This window comes from Coleofasciculus sp. E2-BRE-01 (assembly GCF_040221695.1).
Taxonomy (GTDB): Bacteria; Cyanobacteriota; Cyanobacteriia; order Cyanobacteriales; family Coleofasciculaceae; genus Coleofasciculus.
This window is the reverse complement of sequence record NZ_JAVKEA010000200.1, coordinates 190,762-212,357: the sequence shown is the minus strand read 5'-3', so window position 1 is coordinate 212,357 and position 21,596 is coordinate 190,762. Positions and strand designations below refer to the sequence as shown.

Genomic DNA, 21,596 nt, shown 5'->3' with positions numbered 1-21,596 from the left:
GAAGCTTAATGAAGCTCGAACCTCTAATTCTAGCTAGCATCACCACCATTCTCACCACCTTACCTGCTGCGGCTGACCAGTGGGTATTTGTTGCCCGTGATCACAATGACATTGACTACTACGTTGACCCAGAATTTGTCGAACGTCGCCCTAATACAGTCTGGTTTTGGCAGATGTCTGTCTTTCCAGAAGCGGATGAACAAGGAATATTAGCGCGAAAGACTTACAGTGCGATGATTTGTCCACTGCGGGCTTGGCGTCCTGTGGCGATCGCTCGCTTCAATGTCCAAGGTGAATTGATCACTCGTACTCAGTTGAACGACGATGAACCGTTACAATTTTTTACCTCCGGTAGCGTTGGCGAGGCAATATGGAAATTAGTTTGCCAAACTGAGGATTTTTCCTGATCGGATCAAGTTCATGCGGTAGGAAAAAACGGTAGATGCACCCTGGTTATAAACCTCAGCCGCGAGGCTGAGGTTTTTTTTCGAGAAAATGCCAGATCTTGGTAGAATCTGTAAGAGTTTTGAGTTAACTTCCCCAGCTTCCCCATCTCCCCCCGCTTCCTCTGCTCCCCAGACGCGCCATGGCGCGTCTCTACTCCCTCAGCAAAAACTATGACTCGCGTCGTTGGATTAATCAGTGGTACGTCAGTTGATGGAATTGATGCAGCTTTCGTGAAGATTGCAGGTTCCGAGTCCGATTTAACTGTGGAGTTATTGGCGGGAGCGACGTATCCCTACCCCGAAAAACTGCGATCGCAAATCCTTAATCTCTGTGCGGGTGGTTCTATATCGATGGCAGAATTCGCTGGATTAGATGATGCGATCGCGCGACAATTTGCTCAAGCTGCCCAAGCCATCCAAAAACACCACCCACCCGCCGCTACGCTGATCGGTTCCCACGGTCAAACCGTTTACCATCGTCCCCCTGCTCCCCCACCTCTCCACCCCTCAGCCCCTCCGCCCCCCTGCACCCCTTTAGGCTATAGTCTTCAGTTAGGACGGGGAGAGGTTATTGCTCACGCCACAGGGATTAAAACAGTCAGTAATTTCCGTGTCGCTGATATTGCGGTTGGGGGTCAAGGAGCGCCCTTAGTCTCCAAAATTGATGCTTGTTTGCTCTCTTCCCCGACTCAGCACCGATGTATCCAAAATATCGGCGGCATAGGTAATGTTACTTACCTCCCTCCCTGTCAAGGAAATTGGTTAGATTTGGTCAGTGGTTGGGATACAGGACCCGGAAATACGCTGTTGGATTTAGCTGTACAGCATTTTACCCAGGGACATCAAACCTATGACCACGATGGAAACTGGTCACGACAGGGAACTGTTTGTCAACCCCTACTCAAGCAATGGTTAACCCACGACTTTTTCCAGCAACCCCCGCCTAAATCCACTGGGCGAGAATTATTTGGCTGGGATTATTTACACCAATGTATTGCCGAGAGTCAAGCCTATTCTCTGAGTCCGGCTGATCTATTGGCAACCCTGACAGAACTCACCGTCGCCTCTATAGAGGACAGCTATCGTCGCTTTTTACCGAAGAAGCCTGATCAGATATTCTTATGTGGTGGGGGTAGCCGCAATCGTTATCTCAAACAGCGCATGCATTCCCGGTTACAATCCGTACAGATACAAACAACGGATCAGGCTGGGGTGAGTGGAGATTTCAAAGAAGCGATCGCCTTTGCCGTTTTAGCCTATTGGCGAGACTTGGGCATTTGCGGGAATCTTCCGCCAGTTACGGGGGCGAAGCAGGCGGTACGTTTGGGTAATATCGCGCCATCCTAACTAATTAACTCAGAATTAAGCATTTCTTGTCCACTTGGGACTACACTGAATACTGAAACACAATTGCCTATTTTTTTATCCTAATGACTACGATTTTGGCAATCTGCTTGGTCAGGCATTGTGCCATAGTGGAGGACAAATTCAACCAGCACTATTCAATTAGAGGCAAAGGGTAACGCTGTGGCTCACACCTTTTTAATGGAGGCAGGACGCTGGACACTCCAGGGAAATTGGCTGGAGCGTAATGGATCGCTTCTTAGCGTGAGAGGGAAAACAATTGTTGCTTGGGGTCGAGAAAACTGGTTTACGATGGTAACCAAGCTGGTGTTTCCCGACGATGAGCGCGAGGATATTTCTTTCCAATATCGGGGGCGTCTTGATGCCGGAGAACGGCAGTATACCTTCGTCTTACAGCATAGTGTTTTGGGTCGTGTTGAGGGCGAGGGTTGGATCGCTCCAGAATCAATTGTGCAACGCTATTGGGTTTTAAGCGATCGCCAAAGACGTAGTGGTTTTGAAACCCGACACCAACTTGATGATAATACCTACTACCTCTCCAGTAGCATCATGGCGGGTCACTATCTGACCAGCACAATGGAAGCAACGCTAGAACGACAGCCTGGATAGCACAAGCCTATAATCAGAAGTATAAAGTGTGAAGTATCAACACTCAGCACTCCGCACTGAAGTAATGGGGCTTCGAGCCTCCACTTTGGTTAGCAACTGTTCTGCTTGTATTCCTTTCCGGTTCATGAAATCACTCACTGGGATTTGACCGTCCTAAAAATCTGTGACTTTTTACCTGCTTTTGGTGTGTTAGCGTAGCAAGATATAGTCCGGGATAGACTGATAAATTCTACGTTATCCTTGACTTATTAAACTTATTGAGTTAATGGATTTCAGTTTACCACAGGTGTGGCTCCCGTTGAGCGCTCAATAAAGCGATGAACTATAGCTGGTCATAATGGCACAATGGAACGAGTAACCGAGTGAGTTATTGGGTCTAGTTCAATTGAATGCTACTTGCCGAATTGCGCTTGGGTCAAACTGGTAAATAGGTATCGTTCACAACTGCTCCAAGCTCTCACTAAACCAATCATGACAAAAGACCCTAATCATGGTCGCATACTCGCCAACCGCTATCAACTCGTTGGGTTGATAGGTCAGGGCGCTATGGGTCAAGTTTATAAAGCTAAAGATATGTTACTTGGCGGCGTGATTGTCGCTGTCAAATTCATATCCCAAACCTTGCTCAACCAAAAAATGCGCGATCGCTTTGAGCGAGAAGCAACAATCTGTGCGCTACTTGGGGAAAAAAGTAATCATATCGTGCGCGTCCGGGACTATGGCGTGGATGAAAATGACATTTCGTTTTACGTCATGGAGTTCCTGGAAGGCAGTGGCTTAAGTGAAATCATTCGCGAGCAACCCCTCCCCTTACCTCGCTTTCTCAATGTTAGCCGTCAGATTAGTTTAGGACTGCAATGCGCTCATAAGGGAATCGTGATCGAAGGTGAACTTAGCCCAATTATTCATCGCGATATTAAACCCAGCAATATCCTGGTGGTTGAAGACGCCTCCTTTGGAGAACTGGTAAAAATTCTTGACTTTGGCATTGCCAAGCTGATCCAGTCCAATAGCGAGCAAACCCACTCGTTTATGGGGACATTAGCCTATTGTTCCCCCGAGCAAATGGAGGGACGGGAACTCGATAACCGCTCTGACATTTACAGTCTGGGCGTGATGATGTTTGAGATGCTCACCGGCGAAATGCCCATTGTGGGCGAATCGAATTCCTTTGGCGGGTGGTACAAAGCTCATCACTTCAGCCCACCGCGCCGCTTTGAAGCTGCAAAACCGGATTTAAAATTACCCAAAGCCCTGGAAAAGCTGGTGATGAGTTGTCTGGCAAAAGAGGCAAGCGATCGCCCGCAAACCATTGAGGAAGTCATTCAGACATTAGAACCCTTAGAACAGCGTTTTGGTCAAGGACGACAACTCGGTCAGCGGATTGGTGCTGTACTCTCGAAAATACCCCGAGCCGAAGAACCCCCCCAGAAACCTCCCGCTCGTTCTATTGAAGACCTCTGCTTACAAACGTCGTGGCCCAAAAACAAACCCCAAGCCTCGATTGTTTTTCCGCATATTATTCGTACCAGTCAGGAACTATTAGCCACCCTTTGGGTGATGCTAACCAAGGACGATATTGAAAACCGCCGAATTAGCACTCGCTATAACCAATTCCTATTTCTGATGTCTCCCCATCCCATGGTGTTATGGATTACAGCCCTACACAATCGGCAACATGGCGCTCGTTGGCTAACCTGCTATTTGGATCTGAAAACAGCCATGGGTCAAAAAGTGATCCGCATTTTAGGAGAATCAGGAAACTATCGGATTTTATTTTTTGCCCTGACTGAACCCCAACGCTGCGCCAACGTGATGACCGCCACCATTGCCTCAACTCAGCGAAAACTACTCCTGGATTGGGCAAATGCCAGCCATGCAGCGATGCCCAGCACTCAACCTCAGCTGAGTAAACGAATTCTCAAGCAAGAGCTTGAGAAACTTAAGCCGAAAATTGTGATGAAGCTAGAAGCCGTTCACACCGATTACCCCACCGACATTTCTGGATAGGATTTAATGTTCTGTAGGGGCGGGTTTAGGAACTAAATTTCGCTGTTCACCGATAACCGTTCCACAAAACCCGCCCTTTCCCACCAATAACCTCTCAACAACACCTGCCATGATTCGATTGTCGGGGCGGGTTGAGTCACATTCGGATGGCAAAAATGATCATCGTCAAACCCGCCCCTAGGTTAATTAAAGCTGCTTCACCTCAGCCACAAGCTGCCCCACAACATCCTTGGCGCTACCAAATAGCATCATGGTCTTATCGCCGTAGAACAGCTCATTTTCAATACCAGCAAAGCCCGTACTCATACTTCGCTTAATCACGATCGCGTGCTTTGCCTTATCGACATCGAGAATCGGCATCCCATAAATCGGACTACCGCTATTGGTACGAGCGGCTGGATTTACCACATCATTGGCACCAATGACGAGGGCAACATCCGTATTATCAAACTGAGGATTGATGTCATCCATGTCGTAGAGATAGTCATAAGAGACATTCGCTTCGGCTAAAAGGACGTTCATGTGTCCCGGCATCCGACCCGCAACTGGGTGAATGGCGTATTTGACCTCAACGCCCAGTTTTTCAAGCTGATCGGCTAATTCGCGCACTGTATGTTGTGCCTGAGCCACTGCCATCCCATACCCTGGAACAACGACCACGGAGCGGGCATAGCCCAACATCATTGCCCCTTCTTCGGCATCAATACTATGGACAACTTTGTCACCGACGCCACCGGCACCACCTGCACCGCCTTTGACTTCACCGCTACCAAAAGCACTAAATAGCACGTTAGGTAAGGAACGGTTCATCGCCTTACACATAATATTGGTCAGGATTAAACCGGAAGCCCCAACTAACGCCCCAGCCACAATCAGCATATCGTTCATCACGACAAAACCCGCCGCGCTCGCCGCTAACCCGGAAAACGAGTTCAGCAGTGAGATCACCACAGGCATATCGCCGCCGCCAATGGGGAGGACAAAGAAAATCCCTAACACTGAGGAGATACCCACCATCGCCAGAAAGATGGTCGTATTGTCCGGTGTCACGAGTAGGTAACCACTACAGACCAAAAAGCTAATTAGGAGTAAGGCATTAAAGACTTGCTGCAAGGGAAACTTTACCGGTTTACCCGTAATCAACCCCTGTAACTTACCAAATGCCACAAAGCTCCCGGTGAGCGTAACCCCACCAATTAGCACACCCAGAATCACGGTAATCGTAGACCCTAAAGGTACACCTTGACCCGCGTTCAGCAAGCGCCAAAATTCCCCGATCGCGACTAACGCTGAGGCGGCACCACCCAACCCATTCAGCAAGCCTACCATCTGAGGCATAGCAGTCATCGCCACCTTATAGGCTGCCGTCACACCAATGACAGCACCGATGGCGATCCCCACCAAAATCATTTGATAATTTAAGACCTGTTGGTTCAGCAGAGTTGCCACCACAGCTAGCAGCATCCCTACCGAAGCCCAAACATTTCCTTGGCGTGCTGTCGCTGGTGATCCCAGCTTTTTCAGCCCAAAGATAAATAATCCGGTTGCGACTAAATACGTCAGTTCAATCCCAGTCGGTAGAAAGTCGGTCATGCGCTCACCTCTCTTATTTCTTAAACATTTGCAACATGCGATCCGTAACCAGGAAACCGCCCACCACGTTAACCGTGGCTAGCACGACAGCCACTAAACCCAAAATGACGGTGACATTCCATTCCTTCGATCCGGAGATGAGCAATGCGCCGATGACGGCAATCCCGGAAATTGCATTTGCCCCAGACATCAAGGGAGTATGTAGGGTGGGTGGCACTTTGTTGATCACTTCAAAACCAACAAAGGCGGCTAAGACAAAGACAAATAAACTGGCAATGAATGTGGTAGTCATCTTTTTCTCCTTTTTCGGGGTTCATGGTTCATTGTTCATGATTTATGAGGAAAAACCCCATGATCAACCTGAACCTAACCTATATCTACATTTAGACGGTTGTACTCATTTGAGACAGAGCATCTTTCACCCGCTGATTGCGAATTTCACCCGCGTGGGTAATACAGGTGCTGTCTACAATATCATCCTCAAAATTGAGTTGTAACTGTCCTTCTTTGACCAGGTACTGTAATAACGTTGAGATATTCTTGGCATACATCTGGCTGGCGTGGGTGGGCATGGATGCGGGGACATTAATTGGACCAATAACAGTCACGCCATGACGGACAATATCTTTCCCCGCTTCGGTAACGGCACAGTTTCCACCTTGTTCAGCGGCGAGATCCACGATAACTGAACCCGGACTCATTTGCTGAACCATCTCCTCCGTCACCAGTAAGGGGGCTTTTTTGCCCGGAACTTGGGCGGTAGTAATCACCACATCCGACTGCTTGACGTGTTCAGCGATTACCTCTTGGGTGCGCTGTTTAGCGGTGTCAGAGACTTCCTTGGCATACCCACCTTCAGCCACGGTATCTTCTTGGAGATCGACCTCAACAAACTTGGCTCCCAGACTTTGTACTTCCTCCTTAACCGCCGGACGAATATCAAAGGCTTCTACCATAGCACCCAAGCGTCGGGCAGTCGCGATCGCTTGCAGTCCAGCTACGCCTGCACCCAGGATAAACACTTTTGAGGGTTTGATTGTTCCCGCTGCTGTAGTTAACATGGGGAAGAATTTCGGTAACGCGGCGGCGGCAATCAGTACCGCTTTGTACCCGGCTACCCCAGCTTGGGACGATAGCGCATCCATACTCTGGGCGCGACTGGTACGGGGAATCAGCTCCATACTGAAGGCAGTCACTTGGCGATTTGCCAGTTTCTGGGCAACCTCTGGTTTCCCCAAGGGACTCAGGAAGCTAATGAGTGTTGAGCCTTCCCGCATTTGGTTGATTTCATCATCTTTTGGGATGCCCACTTTGACGATGACATCAGCTTCAGCCCAGAGTTTACCTGGATCTGAGACTAGAGTAGCTCCCGCCTCCTCATAGGCGCGATCGCTAAAAAACGATGCCTCTCCCGCACCATTTTCCACCCAAATCTCTAAGCCCTGTTTGACCAAACGGGCAACCGTATCCGGAATCAGGGCGACCCGATTTTCGCCCACTTCAATTTCTTTAACCAGTGCTATTTTCATGAAAACTCCTTATAGACTAACCGAAAAAACTATGACTTGGTCGTTAGGCTAATGCCATACAGACGAAGGTCGTATTTTTATGTCATGATAGCCCTTGTGCCTTCCTTTTGCATCAACACTATCTAAGCGATCTGTGCCTGGAAAAATTTGTCTGTCTTGAGGGCAATTCAGTGGAGTTTTTCATCCATACTCTATTGGTTAAAGCTTTCATCCGAACTGGCTAGTGGAATTTCTCTGAAAGTTATATCAAATTAAAAGTGTGACAGCTTTAGCGCACTCAATACACCTAGCTCAATGTCGATTAATTTGATAATCTGGATAGCTATAGATCGCCATTTTTTGGTAATAATCAGAAGTATGAGCAGGTTTTTCCGAAATTTGTGTATATTTAACTACAGATATGACGAACTAGACAGAGAGTGACTATAAGCTGCCAGACACTTTAGCGGAGTCAAAGCCGAGAGTCAAGCAGGTCATACTCACTTCTCTCTAACTCCAACTCCCTCAGCTTCCAGACGTAGCATGCTACGTCTCTACATTGCTCCCTCAACTCTCTCAGCTCCCCCAGGCACTTTTCCCACCTCTTGAGCGTCTGCACCATCGCCCGACTACGGTAGGACTAAAATCTGTTACAGTCAAAGACTGTAAAGTTTAGTAAAAATCTTAGTTTTTTTTACAGCGAAAGGTTCCCCATTTATGTTTATCCGCAAATCTCCTCTAGGACGCTTCGTTTCAGCCGTTGCCTTAACAGGCTGTTTATTCACTGGTGTAGCCGTTCAGACATTAGCTCAGAGTAATCCCGGACTCACTATATTTAGCGGTGTGCAACGGGAAAATATTCTCAGGTATCATTTTGACTATGGTGGTCAGGCTGATGGTTGGGATCGATTGAAACTGAGGATTCCCAGCAAAAAGATGGAATTGGCGGTGCAGCAGATTGACCTGCGTTATCCAGACTATTACACGGGCAAATTTGATCCGGATCGGATTGAAGTCAGGGTTAAGGGTGAATCCCTACCCATTGCTGAGGTGAACTGGGATAAAGACAATTACCAGCTTCAGATTTATATGCAACAGCCAATTCCCGCCCAAGAGAAGGTAGAAATCGTCTTGTCTAATTTGAAAAATCCCCGGTTTGGCGGTACGTTCTACTTTGAATGTCTGGTGTGGACTCCCGGTGATATTCCCCTACCCCGTCCTCTGGGAGTTTGGATTGTTACAGTGAGTTAGGCTATGGGAATGTTAAACTGGTAGATTGTGACTCTTGGGTCAAAGGGGAAAATCGTATAAATCGTTTAACTTTTTTCCTGTATCCCGATGGGGTTTGGTAGCACGATAAACAATAAACAATGACAAAACGCACATTAGGCGGTAGTAACCGCAAGCAAAAACGCAAATCCGGATTTCGCGCCCGCATGCGAACCAAAAACGGTCGAACGGTCATTAAAGCCCGCCGCAGTAAAGGACGTTATCGTCTAGCGGTGTAGTGTTACTGGGTTAAGGCTCCTAGCTTTTCAGCGTAAGTCTTGAAACAGGGTTGAGAGGGAAGATGGGGAAGTTATGAGTTAACTCATAACTCTATCTTGCCCTGTTCCCTGTTGCCGAACAAATGACGAATGACGAATGACCAAGGACAAATAACAATTGTTGCCCCAGGCGAATCGACTCAAGCATTGGCGAGATTTTAAGGCAGTATACCAAAAAGGAATTCGTCGCTATGGACGTCATTTAACCGTGCGAGGTTTGCATTTGCCTAAGGTTAGCCATGAGAAGGGTCTCTGTTCAGACAAGTTACAGCTCAATCCTCCCGATTTACCTCCCACTCGCATCGGTATCTCCGTCAGCCAAAAAGTTAGTAAAAAAGCCGTCGTTCGTAATCGGCTGAAACGTCAGATACGAGCGACTTTGCGCCAATTATTGCCGCGACTGACACCCGGTTGGCATGTCATAGTTGGAGTGCGCCCCAGCGCCTTGGAGTGCGATTATGCTCAATTTTTGCAAGAATTAGAGCAGTTATTGGTAGATGCTGAGGTAATAAATGGGCATTAAAGAAGAAACCTATTATGAGGGGGGTCCCCATATCGGTGATTTGATTATAAACATTTTGTTGGGGTTCACGGTTATCGCCCTGCCCTTAACCATTGGGGCGGTTGTGCGAGCGTTGTGGTTGCGCTATCGGGTGACAAATCGCCGCATTTCGGTGACAGGGGGATGGCAAGGGCGCGATCGCACGGATATTATCTACTCTGAAATTGCCCAACTGCGGAAAGTTCCCCGTGGTATCGGTCTGTGGGGCGATATTGTGGTTATCCTGAAAGATGGTAGCCGTTTAGAACTGCGGGCTATGCCTCAGTTTCGCGAAATTTACGATTATATCGGTGAAAAAGTTTCTGCCAAAACGGGTAAACCTCTAGATTCCGTTAAGGCTTAAAGTATAGCGGCAGTGAGCAAGGGAGCAATGTTTGTGGGTGTCGGGTGTCGGGTGTCGGGTGTGGGGAATAATTGAACTCCTCACCTCGTTCAGACAACTCTAAGTTGAAGGAGCGCCAACCTGATCAGAAATTTGGCATAAATTTCTGTATTTTTGGATACATTTCCCCATTGAATTTCTTTGGGCTGCCCAAGCCGGCGATCGCCTGAAAGCCTCCCCCTGGGGTGAAAGCGTGGAGAATCGCCGGGGCAATTGCGGGACATTGCCTCCCATTGCCGCCAATATTCGATAAATTAGATTCAGAAAACGTTACAGCGCCTAGGTTGACTTTATACGAATGGATTTTGGTATCGGGTTTCTTTCCAACAACGTCATGCTGCCAATCCTGGATTTCTTTTACGGGATTGTGCCTAGCTACGGTCTTGCCATCGTGGCACTGACCCTGGTAATTCGCTTTGCTCTCTATCCCCTGAACGCAGGCTCCATTCGCAACATGAGGCGCATGCGAATTACCCAACCCTTAATGAAAAAGCGGCAAGAGGAAATTCAGCAACGCTATGGCGATGACAAGGTAAAACAACAAGAGGAGATGAGCAAACTCTTCCAGGAGTTTGGTAATCCCCTAGCCGGGTGTTTCCCTGTGCTGCTGCAAATGCCTGTCTTGTTTGCCCTATTTGCCACATTGCGGGGATCACCGTTTTCCAATGTGAACTACACGGTGGATGTACAAATCTTTCCCCGGGAGAAAATGGAGTTCATCCAGCCCCAAGCCTTTGCCACTAAACCCCAAAATATTTACTTTGCCGATGGGGTTCATTCACCCGTCGCCGCCGTATTACCCAGTGGTAATCGGTTAGTAGTGGGGGAGAAAACTCCAATCGACTTTCAATCCGTTGAAGGAAAATCCCTAAGCACCCTGGAGAAGGAATATCCAGACACCAAAATTGTGCCTAAATGGGAAATCACCAAAGGCGAAGACAAGGTACATTTTGCCGAAGATGGCACCCTGGAAGCCTTAGAACCAGGTGATGTAACCCTAAAGGCGACAATTCCCGGACTGGCGGCGGAGCGAGGATTCCTATTTATTAATGCCTTAGGGCGAGTGGGTGCCTTTGGAGATGATGGCGAAATCCACTTGGATATTGTGGGCATGATTCTATTTTTTGGCGTGAGTTTGTATGTAAACCAGGTTCTCACGGGTCAAAATGCTCCTAGTGGTTCATCGCAGCAAAATACGGTGAATAAGATTACGCCAGTTTTATTCTCCGGGATGTTCTTCTTCTTCCCCTTACCCGCCGGGGTGTTGATGTATATGGTGATTGCTAACGTTTTTCAGACGCTGCAATCCTTCATTTTGATGCGAGAACCCCTACCGGACAATATCCAAAAAATGGTTGAGGAGCAAGAAAAAGCGGAACAGAAAACCCAATCCAAGGACAAGTCCGGCGAAGGGCGAGAATCACTGCCATTTGAACCGAAACGTTCCAAGAAAAAAGCGTCAAGTTAGCTATGAGTAATCAGCAGCGGGGTCAACAGTGGCTAGAAGAGTTGCTACGCTTATCCAATGTGTCGGCGACAGTGCAAGTCACTGATGAGAACCAAGATAGTAAAGCCAACTACTGGTTAACCATTGATCAAAGCCAATTGACTGAGGCAGAGATTCAAACCCTGATTGGCGTTAATGGTAAGGTACTTGATGCGCTACAGTATCTGGCAAATGCAACGCTTAACCTCGGTAAGCCATTAGCGGATCAGGCGGCGTATACCGTTGAACTCAATGGTTACCGTCTACAGCGTCAAGAGGAACTCCGGATACTAGCAGATCAGGCGGCACAGAAAGTACGGGAGACGGGTCAAGATTATGAATTGCGATCGCTCTCCGCCGCAGAACGCCGTCAAGTGCATACGTTGCTCCAGGAATGCGAAGATTTAGAAACCCACAGTCAGGGTCAAGAACCAAACCGTCACTTGGTGGTGCGTCTGCGTCCTTAACTAACAATTAGGGTTTAAAATCGGGGGTAAGGGTGGCTTGTTGGCAGCAAAGGAGTGGCATCATGGAAGTAATTTATATTCCTGGATTGCTTAAATTACCAGAGCAAACCGAGGTGATTCAGGTCAATGAATTCCTGCCCGATTTAGAAACGCTAACGCCTGTGCGAGGAGGCTTGCAAGTTAAGCATCAAGGGAATTATTTAGAAGTCTCGGCGCAAGCCGAAACGATTATTACCCTAGCCTGTAACCGTTGTTTGCAGCAGTACAATCATCGGTTAAGCGCGGATGTATCGGAACTGGTTTGGTTAGATGAAGCTGCCGATCAACAGGAGCTGGGTATCTTGGAACGAGAAACGCCCTTGGAGGAGTTAGTGGAAACCTTACATCCCCAAGGGTATTTTGATCCCAATAGTTGGCTTTATGAGCAATTGTGTCTAGAAATTCCACCCCGACAGTTATGTGACGCCAACTGTCCAGGAATTGTCATGGATGAGAATGATAGCACTAAGCCAACTGATCGCCGTTGGGATGCTCTGGAAATTTTGAAGGGAAAATTGCCAGGGTAATTAATGGTCATTCGTCATTCGTCATTTGTCATTTGTCATTTGTCATACTCGCTTCCCCAAAAGAAGCAAGCTACGTCTTATGTCATTTACCTAGATCCAGGTAGGGGCGGGTTTAGGGATAATTATTGATTATTTTCCCTAACTGGGATACAAAACCCGCCCTCCTCTCATTTCATTCAATCCAGGTAAAATGAGGTGTGGTGACTGATTCGGTTTGAAGTTGTTGCATTCTCCGCCAAAACCCCATGAGTTTTAATGATGAGTTTGAGCTGCTGCTACGCGCCCGCTATCCCCTAATTTATATTCCCACCCTGGAAGAAGAACGAGCCGAAGTCGCGATCGCACAGGCGGCTCAACGGTTGGGTGAACGGGCGGTTTATCTGTGGGATTTTGTCGATGGCTATCAAGGGAACCCCAATGATCAAGGGTTTGGACGCCGCAATCCCTTACAGGCTTTAGAGTTTGTCGAAAAAATCCCCGCCAACGCCCCTTCTATATTTATCCTCAGAGACTTTCACCGCTTTCTAGAAGATATCTCCGTTTCTCGCAAACTGAAAAACCTGGCGCGACTCCTAAAATCCCAGCCGAAAAACCTCGTCATTGTTACCCCCCAAGTCGCCATCCCCCCAGACTTAACCGAAGTATTGACGGTACAAGAGTTTCCCCTCCCGGATGTCTCAGAAATTAAAGCCGAAATTAGTCGCTTAGTCGCCGCCACCAGCCAATCCCTCAGCGACAAAGTTTTAGATGAACTGGTGCGTTCTTGTCAAGGGTTATCCTTAGAACGGATACGCCGAGTATTAGCCAGAGCGATCGCGGCGCAGGGGCAAATCCAACCCGATGACGTGGAAATGGTGTTAGAAGAAAAACGCCAATCGATTCGTCAAACCCAAATCTTAGACTATTACCCCACCAGCGAACGAATTTCCGACATTGGCGGCTTAGATAACCTCAAAGACTGGCTGCTGCGCCGAGGCGGTGCGTTTACCGAACGCGCCCGACAATATGGATTACCCCATCCCCGTGGCTTGCTGTTAGTCGGAATACAAGGAACCGGAAAATCGCTAACCGCTAAGGCGATCGCACATCATTGGCATCTTCCTCTATTACGCTTAGATGTAGGGCGTTTATTTGGCGGCTTAGTCGGAGAATCCGAATCCCGTACCCGCCAGATGATTCAACTCGCCGAAGCCTTAGCCCCCTGTATTCTCTGGATTGATGAAATCGACAAAGCCTTTGCGGGAGTAGAGTCCAAAGGCGATTCCGGTACCGCCAGTCGGGTGTTTGGGACATTCATCAACTGGTTAGCCGAGAAAAAATCCCCCGTATTTGTTGTCGCTACCGCCAATAATATCCAAGCCCTCCCACCGGAAATGCTGCGGAAAGGGCGATTTGATGAAATCTTCTTTGTTGGCTTACCCTCTCAAGAAGAACGCCAAGCGATTTTTGAACTACACTTAGGGCGACTGCGCCCTCATAACCTCAAGAACTATGATCTAGAACGACTCGCTTACGAAACCCCTGACTTTTCCGGCGCAGAAATTGAACAAACCCTGATCGAAGCCATGCACATTGGCTTTAGTCAAAATCGAGACTTTACCACCGATGATATATTAGAAGCCGCCAGCCAAATTGTCCCCCTTGCCCGTACCGCCCAAGAACAAATTCAATTTCTCAAAGACTGGGCGGCGGCGGGAAAAGCACGGATGGCGTCAAGAGATAATCGTTTAAGTAGTCGAATTCAGCGTCAACTGCAGTAGAGGTTTTTAGTTTTGAATTTTGAGCCTTCATCACCTTCGAGAGCATGGTTTTGATCCTTCGCTTCGCTCAAATAACCTGGCGCGTCTGTAGGGGCGGGTTTAGGAACTTTCTTTTTTATTTTGATAGTAGCGTTTGTACAAAACCCGCCCTGACTAACCTTTGAGTACGATAACTATTTGACAATGACAAATAACTAACAATAAACGCTATGAGCTTATCAGGTATTGCCAAGTTTTTTATCGGATTTATTCTAGGTATTTCCATATTATTGGCAGGGGGTGGTGCCGTCGCCTATTACTTTTTCACAAAATTATCAGTCAATCCAGCTAAACCCATTTTTGCCGAAGAACAACCAACGAAGCCCGTTAAATCCCCTGATTCGGCAAAGAAACCCGCTCAATCTGCCCAGAAGCCAAAACCCAGTCCGAGTCCTAGCCCCACTCCCAGTGAATCCCCAGAACCAGAAGAATTACCCCCTGGTGCGTATGAGGCAAGGGTGACGTGGCCCGAAGGATTAAGCCTGCGCGATTCTCCCAGTCTCAATGCCAATCGCATTGGTGGCGTAGCCTACAATAAGGAAATTATCATCCTCAAAGAAAGCGATGATCAAAAATGGCAGAGAGTACGCTTATCGGGTAGTGAACAAGAAGGTTGGGTCAAGGCGGGAAATGTTGAGCGAGTGGAATAAGTTTTGACCCTGTGTTTCCCTCAATGGAACCTGGTTTGTAGGGGCGGGTTTTACAACTATTGTTTGAAATGGTGCGTTACGCTACCCTACCCTTCGGGAACGCTGCGCGAACGGGAACGCTTCGCGAACGCTAACTCACCCTACACCCGCCCCGACCAAATGACGAATGACGAATGACAAATGACAAATGACAAATAACTAGAAACACGCCTTCAGATTAATATCGCCCAATTGCGGAAATCCATTGGATAGCCAACCAGAAGTTGGGGAGGTAATCCTTACCCATTCACGTCCAGCGTCATCTAATCTAAATTGGGGTGGATCAGAAAGAGTGACGCGATCGCCAAAGAAGACGCCACCCACTCTGGCGGAATTCGTGTTGGGACTTTCCCGAATCGCTAATCCTTCATCTTCTTCATAAATGACTCGGCGACAACGGTTAGGTGGTGTGGGTGAGGGCGTAGGCGCAGGATTTCCAGTGCAAGGCTTGAGATCTTTCGCCTGAACAAATCCACTAATTGGAGAACCAATCGCGATCCAACCATTCCTACCACTAGCTTCAGCGAGAGTGACTTGTTCATCGGCTTGTAAAGCGCGAATCGGATTAGCGGTTGAACGTTCCGCGTAGATAAAAATTGACCGCGCCGCCGCCCGACATTGCCCGATCAATCCTTGAGTAAGGAGAAAAGAATTTGTCGGGGAAGGTAGGGTTGACGGGAATGTTCTAGGTTGATAGTTTAAAAGGTTTCTATAAGTATTACCTTCTACATTCTCCATGGCATGAACCCAAGTGGTCACCAACGGAGTTGGTTCACTGCCAACGGCTACACTAGCCGTTGCTGTTAAACCTTTTGCTACAGTAAATCCTAACACCAAAAGTGCGGCTGACTTGCTCCACTGGCTAATTTGGCTCATTTGGGTCACTCCTCATCTGATTAAGTATCATGTCTAATTGAATACACATCATTACAGGCAAATTCAATGGCTGGCAATTGCTGGATTGCCTGGGCAAGAATATATCGGCAGTGATTAACCGGATTTGATAGAAGTCATCACCATCATCCATCAAAATCGTGCAACATCGAGATTATATTAAGAAACGTAGCTAAATTTAAATCTTGATTGCAATAATTGAGTAGAGACTTCAGTTCAATAAAAGAGAGTGGTACGGTGAGAAAACCTGTCTGAATAGTTGTAAAATTCTTTAACGAAAAATACGCATGTACCACAAAAACACGAATAAAGATATCTGGACTGCCTTAGTTACCGCCGGGTTGGGTGCTGGAATCGTCACCTCCTTTGCCGTGAGTCAGGGTCAACACCCTCTATTAGCCTTGACAATTACAGGCATAGCCGCGTTGTCTGCTGTTCTGATCGAGCGATCGGGATTAATATAGGGTCTGCTGAATAAGTTTTGTGGTGGGGTTAGAGAGCAGGGGGAGCAGGAGTTGTAGAGACGTGCCATGGCACGTCTGGGAGCTGGGGAAGAGAGTTCCTAATCAACGAATGACGAATGACATAAGACAAATGACAATCCCTTAACTTGAATTTTTCCCGCCGACTTACTATCTTTCCACATAGGTTGATAAACTAGCAATAAAAGTTATCTGAGAGACCTATGGAAACCCTTGCCTATAGCCATCTTATCTGGGCGTCGGAAAAGCCAGCCGAGGTGGGTTTAGAAAGTGTCAATGGGGATGAGTGGCGATCGCCAAAGCCTTCCCCTGTACCATTTCACTGGCTATTATTCGCCGTCATTCTCAGCAGCTTAGGACTTACAGACAAAGCTGTAGCCCAAACACTACAGCCGGGAAGTCGTGGCTCTCAAGTCATTGAGATTCAAAGGCGTTTGCGAGAATTAGGCTATTTTGATCAGCAACCCACGGGGTATTTTGGTCCGATCACCGCAGATGCTGTCCAGCAATTTCAGCGCCGCAATGGGCTGATTCCGGATGGAATCGTCGGTCAACGCACCCAATCTGTGTTGTTCGATAACTTGAGCCGCATTTCACCCTTAGATTCGACCTTTGCCTCCAGCACTTTACCTCCCCCCAGTACAACAATTGGCACCTTGCCACCTCCTCCGACTATAGGAAACATTCTATCTCCTAGCAGAGGACAATTTACACCGCCGCCTCCCATTGAGACTCAACCGTTTAATATCCGAGAATTGCGTCCCGGCGATCGCGGTCAAGATGTACTTGAACTTCAGCTAAAGTTAAGACAGGCAGGTTTTGATCCCGGTCCTGTTGATGGCATTTATGGGTTCCAAACTCAAAACGCCGTTGAGCAGTTTCAGGAAGCAAATAATCTATTTCCCGATGGTGTAGCGAGTCAAGACACGCTTCAGGCGCTGGGGTTAATTCCGACACTTGAGCAAAATCGTTATGTGGTCGTTGTCCCCATTTATAACGGAGATACACTCACCCGAGTACAACGATATGTGTCAGGGGCGTTTACTGCTGACTCTGGACGAGGCAAATTTGTCAATGCTGGCTCCTTTGTGGATCGTGACGGTGCTGAAGCGATTTCCCATCGACTGCGATCGCAGGGCTTAGATGCACGGGTGGCGTATTTCCGCTAAGATTCACACCCAATGTATCGTAACAGAATCTATCAATCTTTTTGAGGAAAGGGAAAGACAGGTAGACCATCATCGACATGGTATCCGTCAACACTAGCCAAACCTGTGAACATCAGTCGGCTGATAGATTTAATTTTCTGCCGAGACTGTTTAAGTTGAAACAACAGCTATTCAATGGGAGTATAAGCTAAAATTAGTGTTAGTTAGGTTGTCTCTACTATGAACTCATCATCAGTTCCACGCTCAATGAAAGACCAACAGGATAACCAGTTTACACCGGAACCCGAGGTTATGCCGATACCGCTAGCTAGTGAAGATAACGGTCTTTCGGTTCGCAAAAAAGTTAAAATTCTTAATTTATATATTGATAATTTTTCTAAAGATGAGTTTTTAAAGAAATTAAAGCAGGGTATTGTATTTACCCCGAATGTCGATCACCTCATGCAATTACAAAGCAATCGGCAGCTTTTGCAGGCTTATAAAGCGGCTGATTATGTAATATGTGATAGTCAGATTTTAGTTTACGCCTCTAAGTTTTTGGGAACTCCCTTCAAAGAAAAACTAGCGGGATCAGACATCTTTCCCGCGTTTTGCCATTATCACAAAGACAATCCTGATATTCGCATCTTTTTATTGGGAGCCGCTCCGGGCGTAGCCAAGAAAGCTCAAGAGAGAATCAACGCTAGAATCGGTCGAAAAATTGTCGTAGGCGAATATTCACCCCCATGGGGATTTGAAAACGATGAACAAGAATGCTACAAAATTTTGCAATTGATTAATGATTCAGGTGCTACAGTGTTGGGAGTAGGAGTTGGAGCACCAAAACAAGAATTATTTATCAGTAAATATAAGCAGAAATTCAATCCCAACATTAAAATAATTATGGGAATCGGTGCAACGATCGATTTTGAAGCTGGCAACGTCAAAAGAGCGCCGAAGTTTCTCTGTGACATTGGCTTAGAATGGTTTTATCGTTTTTCAGTTGAACCGAGGCGATTGTGGAAGCGATATTTTGTTGATGATGTCGGTTTTTTGTGGCTGATATTGAAGCAGAAACTTAAACTTTACAAAGCTCCTTTTTAGAAGATAGATTCATCCATTATAAAGTCTGCTTCGGGACGAACACTAAGGGTTGTAGAGACGTTGCATGCAACGTCTCTACTCAGTTCTGGAAAGAGGCAAAGGTTTATTGTTCCTGTTCTCCGTTCGCCGTTTCCCGTCCCCTCTTGAAGTAAACTTTATCAAACCTTTATTGATGGTCATCTAGGGTTTCATTTAAAATGGATTGAGAAGACTAGCCCATTTGGGAAAAGTCTTGTGTGAGACACCTAAGGATAGAGACAGTTGGCTAAATGGTCTGGCATAATAGACATGCCAGGAACTGTTGCAAAAGAAGGGTTTGGGTGCGGTACAGTCAACGTGACAGAGGTCAACATGGAAATAGAACGGGATTCTCCACTTTCATCAAACGGCAAGGGTGATAGACATGATCCGCCCTTGTCTGCAGATTTGACGGATGAGGTGACAGCGACTCCTCAACGTGGATTGAATTTGCGTCCCTTGTTGCGAACCGCGAAGCGGAAAGCTTGGCTGATTGCGGGCTTGACCACCCTAACGACTGCAGCCGCTTGGTATGTAAGTACCAAGGAGCCTCCAATTTATGCGGGGGGATTTCGGCTGTTAGTGGAACCCGTAACCACTGAAGAACGGGCAAGTGACCCTAGCGCCCTGGCTCGCACCAGTGGTGTGCCGAATGAGCAAATGTTCCGCTTGGATTACCCCACTCAGATTGAAATTTTAAAGGGAGTAGGTGTTCTGGGACCAGTGGTGGAGGAAATTGAAGCGCAATATCCTGGTAGAGTTAGTGTCGGTGCTTTAAGACAAGGGTTAACTATTGAACAGGTCACTGTCGGAAAAGGGAGAGATTCGGGCACTAAGATTCTGGCAGTGAATTATCAAAGCTCTGATCCTAAACTAGCTGAGTTAGTTTTAGAGGAAACGGCTGATAAATATTTAAAGTATAGCCTGGATGAACGCCAGAGCAGTATTAGTGAAGGGATTAAATTTATCGATGAGCAACTACCGAAATTGCAGGAGCGCGTCAATAACTATCAGAAACAGATTCAGAGTATTCAGGAGCGCTATGACCTGATTGAGCCTCAATCTAAAGGGGCAGAATTACTCGGTCAAGTCCGGGATCTTGAAAATCAACAGCGAGCAACTCAACAAGAACTACGGGAGTTGAGAACCCTCTCAACTAACTTGCGGCAACAGTTAGGATTATCTCCAGAGGAAGCGATTGCCTCATCCGCCTTAAGCCAAGACCCGCGTTATCAAGGGTTGTTGGGGAAAATTCAGGAAGTCGAGAGTCAGATTGCCATTGAATCTGCCCGCTTTGCGCCAGATAATCCCAGGATGCAAGCCCTAGAGGAACAGCGACAGAATTTACAAGCGCTGCTGAATCAGGAAGCCCAGCGAATTATCGGCGAGAACCTCAAAACCACCACCAATAATTCGGATGTGATGACGTTTCAAAATTCGGTTCGCATGGGGCTGATTCAGCAACTGGTGGAAGCAACGAACCAAATTCAACTGTTGGAAGAACGCAGTCAGCAGTTAGCCCAGACGAGAGCGACATTTGCCCAACAAGCTCAGCAAATGCCTGAGGTGATCCGCCAGTATACCGAACTCCAGCGACAGTTGGAAGTGGCGACACAGACGCTCAATCAACTGTTAACTCAGCGGGAAACATTCCAAGTTGAGGAAGCAGGAAATAAACTGCCTTGGGAAATTCTATCGGAACCGGAAATCGCACGAGATCAATACGGGAATCCGATAAATATGGCGGAATCCTCCGACAAACTGCTGTTGATGGGAGTGATGGGGGGAGTCGTCTTAGGTCTAGGGTTAGGCGTTCTCCAGGAAAAAATTAGAGATATTTTTTATACGACAGAAGACCTCAAGGATGCGACGGATTTGCCCGTATTGGGTGAAGTTCCGGCTTATCAAAATCAGAATCCGAAGCAGGATACAGAAACTGGGGATCAGAGTTATCCGGATGCGACATTTCTGGAAGCCTTTGATTCTATTTATACCAGCATCCGGTTTCTGTTTTCAGACCGCCCGATTCGTTCCCTGAGTGTGACATCGGCGGCGTTGGGAGATGGGAAATCCACGGTGGCGTTACACTTAGCCCAAACCGCAGCCCAAATGGGTCAACGGGTGCTGTTGGTGGATGCGAATTTGATGTATCCTCAGATGCATCAGCAGTTGAATTTATCGAACGCCAAAGGGTTAAGTGACTTGCTGGCAGATAATTTGATGCCCCATGACTTTATCCAGCGATCGCCGATTTCTGATAATCTGTTTGTACTAACCGCAGGTCAACCCCGCCCTCATCTGACACGGCGGTTTGCCTCAGCCCAGATGCAGGAGCTCATGGCGGAGTTTCAGACTAAATTTGATTTGGTGGTTTATGATACGCCAGAATTTCCCAGTTGTATGGATATCAGTTATCTGGCAAGGCACACGGATGGGTTGTTGCTGGTGACGGCAATTAAGAAAACCAAGAATTCCTTAGTCAAGCAAACCATCACTCAGTTAGATGCCTTTGGCTTGCCCACACTAGGGATTATCGCCAATCATATCAAAGCGCGATCGGGGTTTATGGGGTTACCGCCCGCGCCCCAGGATAATAGTTGGGAAAAAACCCCGGTTTCCGTTTCGTGATTGTGTTGTAGAGACGTTCCGGTGGAACGTCTTCCGGTGGAACGTCTAGGGTCAAGCATTTGTAGGGGCGGGTTTAGGGACTAAATTCCGCTATTTACCGATAACGGAACAACAAAACCCGCCCTTTCCCACCGATAAATCAACAACTTGCACCCGCCCTTAATAAGCTGTCATGCATTTAAATTGCGAATGGGTAGCGAGCAAGATGCTCAATGTAGCGAGCAAGATGCTCGCACTACGGCAAGGATTTCGCCATTATCGACATTAAGGTTTAAATGCCGAACAGCTTAAAT

The 21,596-nt window shown here is 47.4% G+C and carries 21 protein-coding genes; 17 read left to right on the top strand and 4 right to left on the bottom strand.

What is annotated here, in order from left to right:
- Positions 1-8 precede the first annotated feature (8 nt).
- The 4 genes from RIG66_RS26190 (at position 9) to RIG66_RS26175 (ending at position 4,430) form a co-directional block, all read left to right on the top strand.
- Positions 9-407, top strand: coding sequence for a surface-adhesin E family protein (locus RIG66_RS26190; RefSeq protein ID WP_446381835.1), 399 nt, complete (start codon positions 9-11; stop codon positions 405-407).
- A gap of 210 nt (positions 408-617) precedes the next feature.
- Positions 618-1,793 carry an anhydro-N-acetylmuramic acid kinase gene (locus RIG66_RS26185; RefSeq protein WP_446381833.1) on the top strand — a complete coding sequence of 392 codons (1,176 nt, stop codon included), beginning with the start codon at positions 618-620 and terminating at the stop codon, positions 1,791-1,793.
- A gap of 180 nt (positions 1,794-1,973) precedes the next feature.
- Entirely contained in the window at positions 1,974-2,420 is a 447-nt protein-coding gene (locus RIG66_RS26180; protein ID WP_446344309.1) for a hypothetical protein, read from the top strand.
- Positions 2,421-2,891: 471 nt separating this feature from the next.
- The gene (locus RIG66_RS26175; RefSeq protein WP_446381831.1) at positions 2,892-4,430 is read left to right on the top strand and encodes a serine/threonine protein kinase; all 1,539 of its coding nucleotides are present in this window, start codon (positions 2,892-2,894) and stop codon (positions 4,428-4,430) included.
- A gap of 186 nt (positions 4,431-4,616) precedes the next feature.
- Here RIG66_RS26175 and RIG66_RS26170 read toward each other — a convergent pair whose 3' ends face one another.
- The 3 genes from RIG66_RS26170 to RIG66_RS26160 all read right to left on the bottom strand — a co-directional run bounded on the left by RIG66_RS26170 (position 4,617) and on the right by RIG66_RS26160 (position 7,552).
- Complete coding sequence (locus tag RIG66_RS26170) at positions 4,617-6,023, bottom strand: NAD(P)(+) transhydrogenase (Re/Si-specific) subunit beta (protein WP_446381829.1); 1,407 nt, start codon at positions 6,021-6,023, stop codon at positions 4,617-4,619.
- A gap of 13 nt (positions 6,024-6,036) precedes the next feature.
- Complete coding sequence (locus RIG66_RS26165) at positions 6,037-6,315, bottom strand: NAD(P) transhydrogenase subunit alpha (RefSeq protein WP_006105018.1); 279 nt, start codon at positions 6,313-6,315, stop codon at positions 6,037-6,039.
- Between the two features lie 91 nt (positions 6,316-6,406).
- Positions 6,407-7,552: a Re/Si-specific NAD(P)(+) transhydrogenase subunit alpha gene (locus tag RIG66_RS26160; RefSeq protein WP_446381827.1), complete on the bottom strand. Its 1,146-nt coding sequence runs from the start codon at positions 7,550-7,552 to the stop codon at positions 6,407-6,409.
- A gap of 696 nt (positions 7,553-8,248) precedes the next feature.
- Between RIG66_RS26160 and RIG66_RS26155 the strand changes: the two genes are divergently transcribed.
- The 9 genes from RIG66_RS26155 to RIG66_RS26115 all read left to right on the top strand — a co-directional run bounded on the left by RIG66_RS26155 (position 8,249) and on the right by RIG66_RS26115 (position 14,990).
- A complete protein-coding gene (locus tag RIG66_RS26155) occupies positions 8,249-8,782 on the top strand; it encodes a DUF2808 domain-containing protein (RefSeq protein WP_446381825.1) in 534 nt (177 codons plus the stop codon).
- A gap of 119 nt (positions 8,783-8,901) precedes the next feature.
- Complete coding sequence (rpmH, locus tag RIG66_RS26150; protein ID WP_446375296.1) at positions 8,902-9,039, top strand: 50S ribosomal protein L34; 138 nt, start codon at positions 8,902-8,904, stop codon at positions 9,037-9,039.
- 157 nt (positions 9,040-9,196) lie between these two features.
- A complete protein-coding gene (rnpA, locus tag RIG66_RS26145; protein WP_446381823.1) occupies positions 9,197-9,601 on the top strand; it encodes a ribonuclease P protein component in 405 nt (134 codons plus the stop codon).
- On the top strand, positions 9,591-9,983 hold the full coding sequence (locus tag RIG66_RS26140; RefSeq protein WP_044210391.1) for a PH domain-containing protein: 393 nt from the start codon (positions 9,591-9,593) through the stop codon (positions 9,981-9,983). Before rnpA ends, RIG66_RS26140 begins: the two co-directional genes overlap by 11 nt.
- Positions 9,984-10,320: 337 nt before the next feature.
- Positions 10,321-11,490, top strand: coding sequence for a membrane protein insertase YidC (gene yidC / locus RIG66_RS26135; RefSeq protein WP_446344292.1), 1,170 nt, complete (start codon positions 10,321-10,323; stop codon positions 11,488-11,490).
- Between the two features lie 2 nt (positions 11,491-11,492).
- Positions 11,493-11,975 carry a Jag family protein gene (locus RIG66_RS26130; RefSeq protein WP_446381820.1) on the top strand — a complete coding sequence of 161 codons (483 nt, stop codon included), beginning with the start codon at positions 11,493-11,495 and terminating at the stop codon, positions 11,973-11,975.
- 62 nt (positions 11,976-12,037) lie between these two features.
- Positions 12,038-12,541 (top strand): YceD family protein, encoded by a 504-nt coding sequence (locus RIG66_RS26125; RefSeq protein ID WP_446381818.1) that lies wholly within the window; start codon positions 12,038-12,040, stop codon positions 12,539-12,541.
- Positions 12,542-12,786: 245 nt separating this feature from the next.
- Entirely contained in the window at positions 12,787-14,301 is a 1,515-nt protein-coding gene (locus RIG66_RS26120; RefSeq protein ID WP_446381817.1) for an AAA family ATPase, read from the top strand.
- Between the two features lie 209 nt (positions 14,302-14,510).
- The gene (locus RIG66_RS26115) at positions 14,511-14,990 is read left to right on the top strand and encodes an SH3 domain-containing protein (RefSeq protein WP_446381816.1); all 480 of its coding nucleotides are present in this window, start codon (positions 14,511-14,513) and stop codon (positions 14,988-14,990) included.
- A gap of 198 nt (positions 14,991-15,188) precedes the next feature.
- On the opposite strand, the gene RIG66_RS26110 is transcribed toward RIG66_RS26115, so the two are convergent.
- Entirely contained in the window at positions 15,189-15,905 is a 717-nt protein-coding gene (locus tag RIG66_RS26110; protein WP_446381814.1) for an SH3 domain-containing protein, read from the bottom strand.
- 305 nt (positions 15,906-16,210) lie between these two features.
- Here RIG66_RS26110 and RIG66_RS26105 point away from each other — a divergent pair, with 305 nt between their 5' ends.
- From RIG66_RS26105 to RIG66_RS26090, 4 genes are all read left to right on the top strand, one after another.
- The gene (locus RIG66_RS26105; protein ID WP_446381812.1) at positions 16,211-16,387 is read left to right on the top strand and encodes a hypothetical protein; all 177 of its coding nucleotides are present in this window, start codon (positions 16,211-16,213) and stop codon (positions 16,385-16,387) included.
- A gap of 221 nt (positions 16,388-16,608) precedes the next feature.
- Positions 16,609-17,574, top strand: a complete 966-nt coding sequence (locus RIG66_RS26100; protein WP_446381810.1) for a peptidoglycan-binding domain-containing protein — start codon at positions 16,609-16,611, stop codon at positions 17,572-17,574.
- Between the two features lie 291 nt (positions 17,575-17,865).
- Positions 17,866-18,657, top strand: a complete 792-nt coding sequence (locus RIG66_RS26095) for a WecB/TagA/CpsF family glycosyltransferase (RefSeq protein WP_446381876.1) — start codon at positions 17,866-17,868, stop codon at positions 18,655-18,657.
- A gap of 288 nt (positions 18,658-18,945) precedes the next feature.
- Positions 18,946-21,303: a GumC family protein gene (locus RIG66_RS26090; RefSeq protein ID WP_446381808.1), complete on the top strand. Its 2,358-nt coding sequence runs from the start codon at positions 18,946-18,948 to the stop codon at positions 21,301-21,303.
- The last annotated feature ends 293 nt before the right edge of the window (positions 21,304-21,596 follow it).

What these genes read in the sequence shown, in the direction of transcription:
- RIG66_RS26190 (WP_446381835.1), top strand. Translation starts at nt 9, where the DNA reads ATGAAGCTCGAACCTCTAATTCTAGCTAGCATCACCACCATTCTCACC.
- RIG66_RS26185 (WP_446381833.1), top strand. Translation starts at nt 618, where the DNA reads ATGACTCGCGTCGTTGGATTAATCAGTGGTACGTCAGTTGATGGAATT.
- RIG66_RS26175 (WP_446381831.1), top strand. Translation starts at nt 2,892, where the DNA reads ATGACAAAAGACCCTAATCATGGTCGCATACTCGCCAACCGCTATCAA.
- RIG66_RS26170 (WP_446381829.1), bottom strand. Translation starts at nt 6,023, where the DNA reads ATGACCGACTTTCTACCGACTGGGATTGAACTGACGTATTTAGTCGCA.
- RIG66_RS26165 (WP_006105018.1), bottom strand. Translation starts at nt 6,315, where the DNA reads ATGACTACCACATTCATTGCCAGTTTATTTGTCTTTGTCTTAGCCGCC.
- RIG66_RS26160 (WP_446381827.1), bottom strand. Translation starts at nt 7,552, where the DNA reads ATGAAAATAGCACTGGTTAAAGAAATTGAAGTGGGCGAAAATCGGGTC.
- RIG66_RS26155 (WP_446381825.1), top strand. Translation starts at nt 8,249, where the DNA reads ATGTTTATCCGCAAATCTCCTCTAGGACGCTTCGTTTCAGCCGTTGCC.
- rpmH (WP_446375296.1), top strand. Translation starts at nt 8,902, where the DNA reads ATGACAAAACGCACATTAGGCGGTAGTAACCGCAAGCAAAAACGCAAA.
- RIG66_RS26140 (WP_044210391.1), top strand. Translation starts at nt 9,591, where the DNA reads ATGGGCATTAAAGAAGAAACCTATTATGAGGGGGGTCCCCATATCGGT.
- yidC (WP_446344292.1), top strand. Translation starts at nt 10,321, where the DNA reads ATGGATTTTGGTATCGGGTTTCTTTCCAACAACGTCATGCTGCCAATC.
- RIG66_RS26130 (WP_446381820.1), top strand. Translation starts at nt 11,493, where the DNA reads ATGAGTAATCAGCAGCGGGGTCAACAGTGGCTAGAAGAGTTGCTACGC.
- RIG66_RS26125 (WP_446381818.1), top strand. Translation starts at nt 12,038, where the DNA reads ATGGAAGTAATTTATATTCCTGGATTGCTTAAATTACCAGAGCAAACC.
- RIG66_RS26120 (WP_446381817.1), top strand. Translation starts at nt 12,787, where the DNA reads ATGAGTTTTAATGATGAGTTTGAGCTGCTGCTACGCGCCCGCTATCCC.
- RIG66_RS26115 (WP_446381816.1), top strand. Translation starts at nt 14,511, where the DNA reads ATGAGCTTATCAGGTATTGCCAAGTTTTTTATCGGATTTATTCTAGGT.
- RIG66_RS26110 (WP_446381814.1), bottom strand. Translation starts at nt 15,905, where the DNA reads ATGAGCCAAATTAGCCAGTGGAGCAAGTCAGCCGCACTTTTGGTGTTA.
- RIG66_RS26105 (WP_446381812.1), top strand. Translation starts at nt 16,211, where the DNA reads ATGTACCACAAAAACACGAATAAAGATATCTGGACTGCCTTAGTTACC.
- RIG66_RS26100 (WP_446381810.1), top strand. Translation starts at nt 16,609, where the DNA reads ATGGAAACCCTTGCCTATAGCCATCTTATCTGGGCGTCGGAAAAGCCA.
- RIG66_RS26095 (WP_446381876.1), top strand. Translation starts at nt 17,866, where the DNA reads ATGCCGATACCGCTAGCTAGTGAAGATAACGGTCTTTCGGTTCGCAAA.
- RIG66_RS26090 (WP_446381808.1), top strand. Translation starts at nt 18,946, where the DNA reads ATGCCAGGAACTGTTGCAAAAGAAGGGTTTGGGTGCGGTACAGTCAAC.